The 10344-nt window shown below is 54.6% G+C and carries 5 protein-coding genes, 2 tRNA genes and 1 pseudogene; 1 reads left to right on the top strand and 7 read right to left on the bottom strand.

Annotation, left to right across the window (positions count from 1 at the left end; translation table 11 throughout):
- The 7 genes and pseudogenes from AC8GFZ_RS14870 to AC8GFZ_RS14840 form a co-directional block, all read right to left on the bottom strand.
- Positions 1–526, bottom strand: a pseudogene (locus AC8GFZ_RS14870) (hypothetical protein); the annotation flags it as partial.
- Positions 493–5718 carry a two-partner secretion domain-containing protein gene (locus tag AC8GFZ_RS14865; protein ID WP_506645697.1) on the bottom strand — a complete coding sequence of 1742 codons (5226 nt, stop codon included), beginning with the start codon at positions 5716–5718 and terminating at the stop codon, positions 493–495. The pseudogene AC8GFZ_RS14870 and the gene AC8GFZ_RS14865, both read right to left, overlap by 34 nt.
- Before the next feature lie 134 nt (positions 5719–5852).
- Positions 5853–7901: a ShlB/FhaC/HecB family hemolysin secretion/activation protein gene (locus AC8GFZ_RS14860; RefSeq protein ID WP_506645684.1), complete on the bottom strand. Its 2049-nt coding sequence runs from the start codon at positions 7899–7901 to the stop codon at positions 5853–5855.
- Positions 7902–8016: 115 nt separating this feature from the next.
- Positions 8017–8469 (bottom strand): POTRA domain-containing protein, encoded by a 453-nt coding sequence (locus AC8GFZ_RS14855; protein ID WP_506645683.1) that lies wholly within the window; start codon positions 8467–8469, stop codon positions 8017–8019.
- Between the two features lie 48 nt (positions 8470–8517).
- Positions 8518–8799 (bottom strand): hypothetical protein, encoded by a 282-nt coding sequence (locus AC8GFZ_RS14850; RefSeq protein WP_506645682.1) that lies wholly within the window; start codon positions 8797–8799, stop codon positions 8518–8520.
- A gap of 123 nt (positions 8800–8922) precedes the next feature.
- Positions 8923–8999, bottom strand: a tRNA-Arg gene (locus AC8GFZ_RS14845).
- 39 nt (positions 9000–9038) lie between these two features.
- Positions 9039–9115: transfer RNA gene (locus tag AC8GFZ_RS14840), tRNA-Pro, on the bottom strand.
- A 188-nt stretch (positions 9116–9303) separates the two neighbouring features.
- Here AC8GFZ_RS14840 and AC8GFZ_RS14835 point away from each other — a divergent pair.
- A complete protein-coding gene (locus tag AC8GFZ_RS14835; protein ID WP_506645681.1) occupies positions 9304–10344 on the top strand; it encodes an amino acid ABC transporter substrate-binding protein in 1041 nt (346 codons plus the stop codon).

Below are 10344 nucleotides of genomic sequence, written 5' to 3'. Positions count from 1 at the left end.
AAGATGTATTGTTCGCCGCAATCAGCGCCCCAGAGCTGATGGCCCCGGCGTTGTAAATGCCTAAGGTGCCTCCACTGATGGTTGTCGTACCTGAATAGGTGTTCGCACTCATGAGTGAAATCTTGCCGCCGGTGGCGTTGTTCACCATGGAACCCGAGCCACTGATGGTGCCGCTGAGCATCACGTTCAATGGGTTCAGAGAAAGCGTCGCAGCGCCTGTGTTGGTAAAGCTGTGCAGTGTGTAGCCCGAGGCCGACCCACTGCCCGTTGTCACCGTGCCACCCGTTCCTGCGGTGCCACCCAAATACCTCACCACGACGAGGCCCGAGCCACCTGCACCGCCATTGGTGTCGATCGTGTTTAGTCCGCCGCCAGAACCTCCTCCGCCGCCTCCTGTATTGGCTGCGCCACTTGTTGCTGTGGCCGTGTAACTGGTCGTCGTGGTGGTCAAAGGGGTGCCATTTCCGCCGCCACCCAGCCCACCAATGCCACCTAAGGCTCCCGAGAAGTTTTGGTAGGGAGGCATACCGTGTATACCGCCGCCGCCGCCACCACCGTAATAGGTAGAGGTGCCGGTGATGGAGACACCAAACCAATACCGCCAGCCCCGCCCCTTGCACCAGCGTTTGAGCCATTTGTTTGACTTGCAGGCCCACCAACGCCACCGGCACCGCCGCCGCCGCCTGAGGAATAAGGGTCTGTGCCGATGCCTGTGCCACCAGCGAAACCTTGCCCAGCAGTTCCGGTACCCGCTGGATAGGTAGTACCCGTACCACCACCACCAGACGACAAACCTGTGCCTCCACCAGCAAACGATACCCAGGTAGCACCCTTACCCCCACCAAGTGCGTTGACGGTGGATAAAGTTGTAGAGCTAAGCGATGAAGTCCCGCCGTTGGTACCATGGGATGTGTACGACGAAGTAGAAGCCACACTGGCTGCGCCTGCACCACCTGCACCCACAGTGACAGAGACGCTGGTGTCTGACAGCAGGTCCACAGTATTTGCAACAACCCCACCACCGCCACCGCCACCGCCCACATGGGCGCCGCCTCCACCACCGCCGCCCACCAACAGGTAGTCCACGGTGCTGTCAAGGTCAAACGTCACGCTGCCGTTCAGCGTGATGTTGTTGGCAAAGTTATTGACAGCACGGCCAAACATCACGGTAGCTCCACCCGCTGCAGTCAGTGTGCCCGTGCTGATGGCCGCGTTGTTATAGATACCCAAAGTACCACCGCTGAGGGTGGTGTTGCCTGTGTAGGTGTTGGCCGTGACGAGGTTCAAGGCACCCGCACCCTGCTTGGTGACAGACCCCGAGCCAATGCCGAGTGCACCCACGGTCGTGGTGCCTGCCCCATCAAAGATGAGGTTGTAGTTGCCGCTGATGGCATTGCCCGAACTGGGCATCAAAGTGAGTGAGCCCGCATCCGAGGTGATTTCGCTATCCCCCGTGAGGGTGACCAAGCCGGTGACTGCGTTTACCCCAGACAAGTTTCGCAAAGCGCCTGTCGACGAAATACCTGTGCCGGTGACGGTGATGGCTTCGGCCACAGTGATGCCGCCGGTGAACTGCAGGGCCGCGCCGTTGGCCACCGTGGTGCCTGCCGCCGTGCTGCCTAAACCTGTTTCGCTGCTGACAGACAACGTGCCCGCATTCACAAAGGTGGCACCGGTGTAGGTGTTGTTGCCGTTCAGGGTCAGGGTGCCCGTGCCATTTTTGATGAGCGAGTAGCCAGAACCCGTCAGGGTGTGGCTCATGACGGTGTTGCCCGCGCCTGTGAAAGTGATGTTGCCTGAGATAACGGGCGCTTGTGCACTGGTATCTAAATTCCATGTCACACCTGCGTTGGGGTTGTCAAAGGTGGCGCCCAAATTACCCGCCGTGAATGAACGCCAAGTACCACCGCTCAGGCCGGAATACCGAATGGTGCCGCCATTGATCACCAGGTTGCCCGGATCAAAGCGAAAACCACCCAAGCTGCCATACCAGCCCCAGTTGTAGATATCGAGAACACCACCCGAATTCACATTCACATTGGTGGTGATGTCAGCACTTGAGTAGATAGAGCCAGTGGAATCAAGCTTCAGTGTGCCACCGTTGATGGTGGTGGTGCCTGTGTAGCTATTGGCTTTTGAGAGGGTCAGCGTGCCAGAGCCAGTTTTAGTAAGAGACACACCTGTTCCGCTGATAGGCTGTCCGAAACCAATATTGCCCTGCCCCGTGAAGGTAAGCGGGGCATTGGTGTTAAAAATCGATCTGTAGGTCGAGTTGGTAGCCCCTCCATCATAAAAGTTCCAACTGCTCCCGGCTGTCACGGAGTCAAATGTCGCCCCTAAAGCCGTGACAGTAAGACCCCGGCCTGCGTCATTTGTGCCTGACCCTGAATATCGCAAAGTACCGCCATTGACAACAAGTGCGGTTGCATCATAGTTACGCTCCCCCAACCCACCACCCCAGTTCCAATTGGTTAGCTCAAGCACACCGCCTGAATTCACCGTTGTAATGGCCGTTGCGACATACCCAAATTCAGGACCGGCGGTGCCACAGGTGCTGTCACAGTAAATAGCCCCAGTGATTTTTAAAGTGCCTGCATTGACATTGGTGGCGCCTGTGTAGGTGCTGATACCGCTGAGGGTCAGGGTGCCTGCACCAGCTTTTGACAAGGGGGTCGCGCCAGAAATAGTCCCAGTGATTGTTCCTGCAGCGCTGTTTGTAATGTTCAAGGAAGTGCTTGTGTTGATCGCCGTAGCACTCAACCCCGCACTGGTGACCGCCAGCGTTGAAATCGCCTTGTTTGCGCCAACCGCGCCAGACATCGTCACATTGCCCCCCGCATTGATGGTGAGCCGGGATGGGTTGAGGTTTTTCTCCATCACATAGCCCATCACGTTGTAATCCCAGCCCATGTTTTGGGAGTAACCCGTTCCACCGCTTAAGTCATTCCAACGCGCTTGAACACCAAAGAATTGACCGGCATATTCACCCCCAGTACCGCCACCATTGGGCTCGTCAGTACCAAAGTTTTGGTAGTAACCCGAGGCTGCAGTGACGCCACTTCCGCCCGATGTGCCGTTGGCATTGCCCTGAATACCCAGAACTCTGCCAGCTTCGGGGCTTCCCGCTGCAAACTTCCAGGCATAAGGCTGACTGGCGTTGTCTTTGTCGCGGTAAATACCAATCCAGGCGCCTCGGTAAGCGCCGTTTTCCAGACTGGCCGCCGAAGCCAACATGTTTTCCAAGCTTGAAGTGATGGTGACAAGGTAGCCCCCCTTCGCTTGGGCATCCGACTGAGCTCGGGTCCAACTGTCCACCCCACTGGTGCTGGTAATGGCGCTGTCATCCACAAATGAATACTGGTTACCCGAATCAATGGCGCCCCCGAAGCTCACGGCCCCCGTTGTGGTGCTAATAGAGAATCCATTAGCACTCGAATTGGCCACGATCAACTGCCCTTTGAATTCCAAATTACCAACCCCTGTCGAGATGCTGACGGCATTGGCACCGCCGCCCACATAGAGGTCTCCGCCCGATCGGTTGCTACCGTCAACCGTGCCGCCAAAGGTGATATTGCCGCCGCCTGACACCAAAGACACAGCGCCGCCGCCTGCTGCCATCATGACAATCCCGCCGCCATCGCGTGAAGTGCCTGTCGGGGAAGCGTTGTCGGCATCAAACACCATGTTCAACTTGCCAGTTCCAGCACCTGACTGCGTGATGTTGGCATCGATAAAGATGTGGTTCGCGGCCACCAGCTTGAAGGTGACGTCTGTGGCGCCCGAGCTTTTCTGGATGGCTGACTGGACGTTGATGTTGCCCAATTGGCCGCCCGATGACCCCGTGGTGATGGTCACACTGGTACCCGCATTAAGCAAATTGTTTATATTTGTATTGAGAATGGTCGAGTTGTCGGCCGTGGGTGTCCAGGTGCCACTTGAAAAGCTTCCGGCATAGTCAGACGAAATGATGGTGACGTTATAGGGATCAAACAACCACAAACCCGCTTGGCCATGAGCTGACCCCGCTCCACCCGATGCGCCATCTACATTCAAGTGGTAGCCGGAGGTTTCAATGCGACCGCCGTCCCCGCCATGCGCGCCTGCAGTTGCATAAATGCGGCCTTGCACGCTGGTCGTGCTGTCGATGCGCATAACATCACTCCACAACACCACCTCACCGCCATCACCAAAGTCGGTGGCGCTGGCGTCAATTTGGCTGTCCGCACTCATGCTCACGGTGGTCGCTTGACGCAAAGTCCCACTACCTTGCCAACCACCGCCAATCCAAACAGTTCCGCCTTTAGTGGCCCCCGTTGCGTATACAAAAGTTCCACTGGCAAGATCAATGTCATCACCCTCCACTTCCACCCGCCCAGCTTGAGCCCGTGAACTGCTGACGCGCAAGATGGTGTTGTTTGCCAATGCCACCCTACCAGGCACTGGTCTACTAGGCACTGGTACATCTGGTACGTCAGGCGAAGCTGAACTGGCCTGCACGCCATACGATTTCAAGTGGATGCGACCACCGCCGTCCGTGCCTGAGGCGTCTAAGACTGCGGTTTGCAGATCGACCAGTTGCGTCGCTTCTAGCTGAATATTTCCACCCAAGCCGTCAAGTCCATTGGCGAGCACTTGTCCACTAATAGATAAGGATTCACTCGCAACGACTTTGACGGTACCAGCCGCTCCCACCAAGGACGAAACGTCTAGGCTGGCGCCCCCCGATTGCGTGAAGGTGGTGGCTTGAATGTCAATTTGTCCGCCGGTTTGCACAACTGCGCTGGCTTGTGGCAAGGTGTTGTTGGCAGCAATGAGTCCGGTTTGTAATACTTCCGGTGCATTGAGGCTGACAGTTCCGGCTGGTCCGCCCTCTTGCCCAAGTTGGGCGACGCCCGCATTGGCGCTGATGGTTCCGCTGTTGGCAACTGTGGTCGAGGCTTCGAGGACGATGCGCCCGCCACGGTTGGCTAGGCCTGCAGCTTCCAAGGTGCCGCTGTTTTTGACGACACCGCTGCGGATTTTGCTCATGGCTTGGGCCGACAAGATGATCAAGCCGCCGGGGGCTTGGACTGCCTTTTTGTTTTCGACCAAGGCGTTGATGGTGGAGGCCGAGACGCGCAGTCCGGTCAAGGCGCCGCCGGTGTTGAACTGCAGTTCAATGGTCTCGCCGGAGGCCATCGCCACAGTGCCAAGGTTGGCGATGATGACGCCGTTGTTTTGCACTTCGGGTGCCAACAAGGCAATGTACCCACCCAAGGCGGCACGAATTTGCCCCTCGTTGACGACCGAGCCGGTGGATCCTTGGCGTTCAAACTTAAGTTTGCCCACCATGAAGTCAGAAACGGCGGCTTTATGGGTGGTGGCTACCAGTGCGCCAACGTCAACCGAGGACGACTTTCCAAAGTAGACGCCCTGCGGGTTGACCAAGACGACCTGCCCCGGTGCGGTAATGCGACCCAAAATTTGGCTAGGGTTGATGTCGTTGACCCGATTGAGGGTTGCCGACTGGGCGTTGGGTTGTTGAAAATTGACTTGTCCCTGCGTGCCGACGTTAAAGCTGGTCCAGTCGACCACCGCTCTTTGGCTGGTTTGGTTGATGTTGAGGGTGTTGCCTGACTGGCTGATGGTGGCCTGTCCTGAGCTGACGACCCCGCCAGTTGGAAGTTGTTGTGCGGGTAAGGTTTGGGCACATGCCACAGTTAGTACATATTGAATCACCCATAGCAAGATTAACCTCAAATATGAAGTTAAATGTAATCTTTTAGGCAAGCACAGACGGAGCATGGCCGACATGTATCGGCATGATTTATAAACAATTTAGAAATTAACTAAAATAAAAAATAGTGAGCCAATTAAAAAGGAACGCTAAGTTGTAGCCAAAATCTGTTTCGATCGTAGGTGCCGTCTTGGTCTCTTCCGTCCTGTGTGGGATTAGGGTTTTCACCTAGTCGACGCCCCAAGATAGCTTTGAGTTGAACGCCAGACGTGTCAACATAAGTCGCACTTAAGCCCACCCCTTTCAAAATGTAGGAGTTGTTGACGGGCCCTCCGGGAAAATTCGGATTATGTTGCTGGTGAATTTGCCCCCAGTCATAAAAGGCGGAGACGTTGAAAGATTCGCCAAGTGTTTGCCTCAACTCGAGTGACAAGACCTCACCCTCGCTGCCAGAACCCTCACCCGTTGGGTAAGCTCGGATGCCGGTGGCACCTCCGAGTTGCATTTTTTCAGAGGAGTCTAAATTTCTGTTGGCGCGCTGGAAGGTCAGACTGCCCAAGAACGAAGTTGCTTCATTGATGGCTTGCTGAATGGAGGCTGTCAGACGAAGTTTGCCGAAGGTGCCTTCAGTTTTGGGGCCCGTTCCGTCAGTGATCTGACTCAAGGAGCCATCTAGATTGACTCTACCCGCTGTGAACTGACCGGTGTAACTGAGGTTGGTTCCGGATTCGATGTCGCGGACGGTACCGCTCACCTGACCAGAAGCAGTGTCGACAATGTAATTGGATAGTTCTATTCCTTGGGCTGACACGTTTTGGTATTTCTTAGTGTCTACGTTAAACAGCAAGGAGATGTTTTCCTCGGTCGAGCGTAGAAGCGGGTAAGCCCAGTCGAGTCCTTGGGTAACGGCTTTACCTGCAGCGCCGACCACGCCGACAGCTCCGGTCACGACCTCGTAGGTCATGGCAGAGAGGTTGGCTCCAATGCGCCAACCGTCATATCCAATTGGCAGGCTGTAGGCCATTCGGAGATATTCGCTGCCCCGAGTATGGATGGCAGTGAGGTTGAGTAGATCCGCGACGGCTCTTGGATTAAAAAATTTGGCACTGACCATCGCTCGCTCGGATCCAGTCGAGCGGGATCCATAGTTATCTACCAAAATCTCAGCCTGCCGGCTCTGGTTTTTATACATCTTAAGGATTAGCTCGGTCTCACCGTCCATTTCGCCTTCTTTCAGGCTACCCGTCACACTGACGCCCGGCACCTCGTTTGCCACGGCCAATCCACGCTCGATGGCTTTGGAGTCCAGCGCGTCGCCGCGTTTTTGGCGCGCGTCGAGGACAGCCAAGATGTAGTCTTGGGTCTTGGGCATGGTCTCTAATGCCTTATCGACTTCGACTTTGGAGACCACGGACTCCATCACGCTCAGTTGCAAGTTGCCATCAGTCAGGTCTTGCGGAGGCAAGATGACGCGGGCTAGTCGGTTTTGTTTGTTGTAGTAACGTTCAATGGCGACTCCGACGCTCAGCAAGTCTTCGTAGGACATTTCTTGGCCGATGAACTGGGCTACAGCCGTGTTGAGTTCGCGTGTTGGCAAGGAATTGTTGCCTTTGAAATGGATACTTTTGATGACAACTTTGGCTTGTGCGACGTCTTGGTTTACATCAGTTGCAGGTGGTTTGGGCTGAGGCTGTTTGGGGTCGGGTTGCGCTTTTGTGACCTCTTTGGGTGTCGTGACGGGCGCTTTGGCCACAGCAGTGGGTTTTGCAGATTCGGGGGCTGCCACAGGTGCCACAGGTGCCACGGGAGCCGATGCCGATGCTAGAGCGGATGGCGCAGCTTGGGCTGGTGTGGGCGCCGCAGCTGGTTTTACCTCAGCGATTTTGGTCTTTGGTTCAGAAGCTTGAGGTTCAGGTTGGGCTACCTGTGGTGCCAACTCTTTGGGGGGCAGAAAGTCTGCCTTTTCATTCGGAAGCGTTTGATAATTAAGGATTTTTCCGGGTTCTTCCGGTTCTTTATTGACTACTGTGGCTTCAGCGTTATCGACTTCTTCGAGCTTTTTTTCAAACTGGCTGAGATCGAATTCTTCGACGCTTGGGACTTTATGGTCGTGCAAATTCAATGCGCTCAACATGAGGCAGAGAAATACGTAAAAGAACCATAAAACTGAACCCAGTTTTCTCATCTAAACAATACAGAAGTAACGAAGGATTTATCATTGAGCAATATTTAGACCAAGCAAAAAACTGACAGTCGCTCTAATTTTGATATCTAAGTATGCGTACTTAGTGGGTAATTTTTTAATGCTGGATGGCCGAGCTACTTCCGGCTGATTCCTCAAGAATATGAATCATCAAAACACCAGCGGCAAGGTCTTGCCGTGGTAGGTAAGCCTTGATAATCCATCCTTTTTGGCGATATGCGTCTTCGATGGCCTGGGGAATGCGGTGAAGATCTTTGAAGGGGATTTCTTGTTGCCTGAATACAGAAATGGCGGCTTGCAGCACTTCTTCTTTTAAGCGCTTATTTCCGGTGAACTTAAAAGCCTGGAAAACAGCCTTTTTCTCGCCGTCTCGTTCCAAATTGATGGCCAACGGCAGCGGCGGTAGCGCAATTAATGGTGCGGCCTGCCGGTTCATAGGCAAGTTTTGTTCTGCTTGGCGAAACAATGTGCCAGCGTCGGGAATGGTTTGGGCGTGCGCAACGCCGACAAGCCAAAAGACCAGGGCAGTCTTTGGCTTTGAAGTTTTCATGACAAGTCTAGGTGCCCGAAGTTTTGTGGCGATTTCTCGCCACAAGCTTCAGTGAATCGAAACACTACCACCAGAGATGTGCTTCGCGTAGTCATTGATAAAGTCGCGTTGAACATTTTGAGCTTCCTCAAATAGGTTGAGCTTTTGCAGTACCCAACCGTAATGAAAGCGCGCCACATGTTTTGATGGATCACGTGAATGCGATAACCACTGGCGATACAAATTAGCGGCCTCCTCCACTTTGCCAGAGTTTTGCATTTCATCAGCCGAACGAATTAAGTCATTCAAGCTCAAAGAAGCGGCATGGCCTACAAACTGTGATGTTGACATTAAATTTCTCCAAAATATGTTGTGTTTTTGACATAAGCATAGTTCGTGCCAATAAATAATGACATCTAGCATCAAAGTATGAAAAGGGAATAATTGGCCCAGAGGCGTCATGATATGAGGCCTTGGCCTGCCCGGAGGGGATCGAACCCCCGACCCACAGCTTAGAAGGCTGTTGCTCTATCCAACTGAGCTACGGGCAGACGGATGAAAAAAAGGCCCTGTCAGGGCCTTTTGCTCAATGGTCGGGGCGATAGGATTCGAACCTACGACCCTCTGGTCCCAAACCAGATGCGCTACCAGACTGCGCTACGCCCCGATTTAAGCATTCTAATGCCAGCCAGCGTCTTTCACACCTGCGGTCGATTCTTTTTTCGGGCCTTTTACGCGCAGAACCATGAAATCATTTTCTGGAGTTGAAAAGCCACACGAAACTGACCGAGGACCTCCTGCGAATGCTTTTGAAGCACAATGGCATCTGGTATTCACTTTCACGAAGGATCGTTCATGAAAAATTCCCCCCTCAAAGCCGCTATGGGCGGCGCAGCAGCCATTGGCTTGTCAGTATTGTTCTCCACCCAAGCTTGGGCCGGCAAAACACTGGACACCATCAAGCAGCGCGACCAAATGGTCTGTGGCGTTAACACCGGTTTGGCCGGTTTCGGCGCGGCCGACAGCCAAGGCAAATGGACAGGCCTGGACGTGGATGTCTGCCGTGCCGTGGCGGCAGCTGTTTTGGGCAGCGGAGACAAGGTTCGCTATGTACCTTTGTCAGCCCCCCAACGTTTCACTGCGCTGCAGTCGGGTGAGATCGATATGCTGTCACGCAACACCACCTTTACCCTGACGCGCGATGCGTCTTTGGGCTTGCACCAAACCGCCGTCACCTTTTATGACGGCCAAGGTTTCATGGTGCCAGTCAAGGCTGGCATCAAAAACGCCAAGCAACTCAAAGGTGCCACCGTTTGCGTGCAGTCTGGCACCACCACGGAGAAAAACCTGACCGACTTCTCTAAAGCGAACAACCTGGGCATCAAGCCAGTGGTGTTTGAAAAGCTCGAAGCTGCCAATGCAGCCTACTTTGCAGGTCGCTGCAAGGCTTACACCACCGACGCCTCTGGTTTGGCGTCCATCCGCTCCAAAGAGGCAAAAGATCCGAAAGAGCACGCCATCCTGCCCGAGTTGATTTCCAAAGAGCCCCTGGGCCCCTTGGTGCGCCGGGGTGATGACGAGTGGTTTGCCATTGTGAAGTGGGTCATCTACGGCCTGGTGGAAGCCGAGGAATATGGCATCACCGCTGCCAACATCGAAAAACTCAAGGCCGAGAGCACCGACCCAGTGGTCATGCGTTTGCTGGGCAAGAGTGACGACACGGGCAAGTTGCTCGGCCTGGACCGCGAATGGCTGGTGCGCGCCATCAGCACCAGCGGCAACTATGGTGAAATTTTTGAGCGCAATGTGGGCGAAAAAACCCCGCTGGCGCTCAAGCGCGGCCCCAACGCCCAGTGGGCCAAAGGCGGCTTGCAATACGCACCGCCGATTCGCTGA

Origin of the sequence: Limnohabitans rimovensis (SeqCode) (assembly GCF_965234775.1) — a bacterium.
GTDB classification, from domain to species: Bacteria; Pseudomonadota; Gammaproteobacteria; order Burkholderiales; family Burkholderiaceae_C; genus Limnohabitans; species Limnohabitans rimovensis.
This window is presented reverse-complemented; position numbering and strand designations above follow the sequence as displayed.

Bases quoted from the DNA above. Each gene is read 5' to 3' on its own strand.
- AC8GFZ_RS14860 (WP_506645684.1), bottom strand. From the start codon at position 7,901: ATGAGAAAACTGGGTTCAGTTTTATGGTTCTTTTACGTATTTCTCTGC.
- AC8GFZ_RS14850 (WP_506645682.1), bottom strand. From the start codon at position 8,799: ATGTCAACATCACAGTTTGTAGGCCATGCCGCTTCTTTGAGCTTGAAT.
- AC8GFZ_RS14855 (WP_506645683.1), bottom strand. From the start codon at position 8,469: ATGAAAACTTCAAAGCCAAAGACTGCCCTGGTCTTTTGGCTTGTCGGC.
- AC8GFZ_RS14835 (WP_506645681.1), top strand. From the start codon at position 9,304: ATGAAAAATTCCCCCCTCAAAGCCGCTATGGGCGGCGCAGCAGCCATT.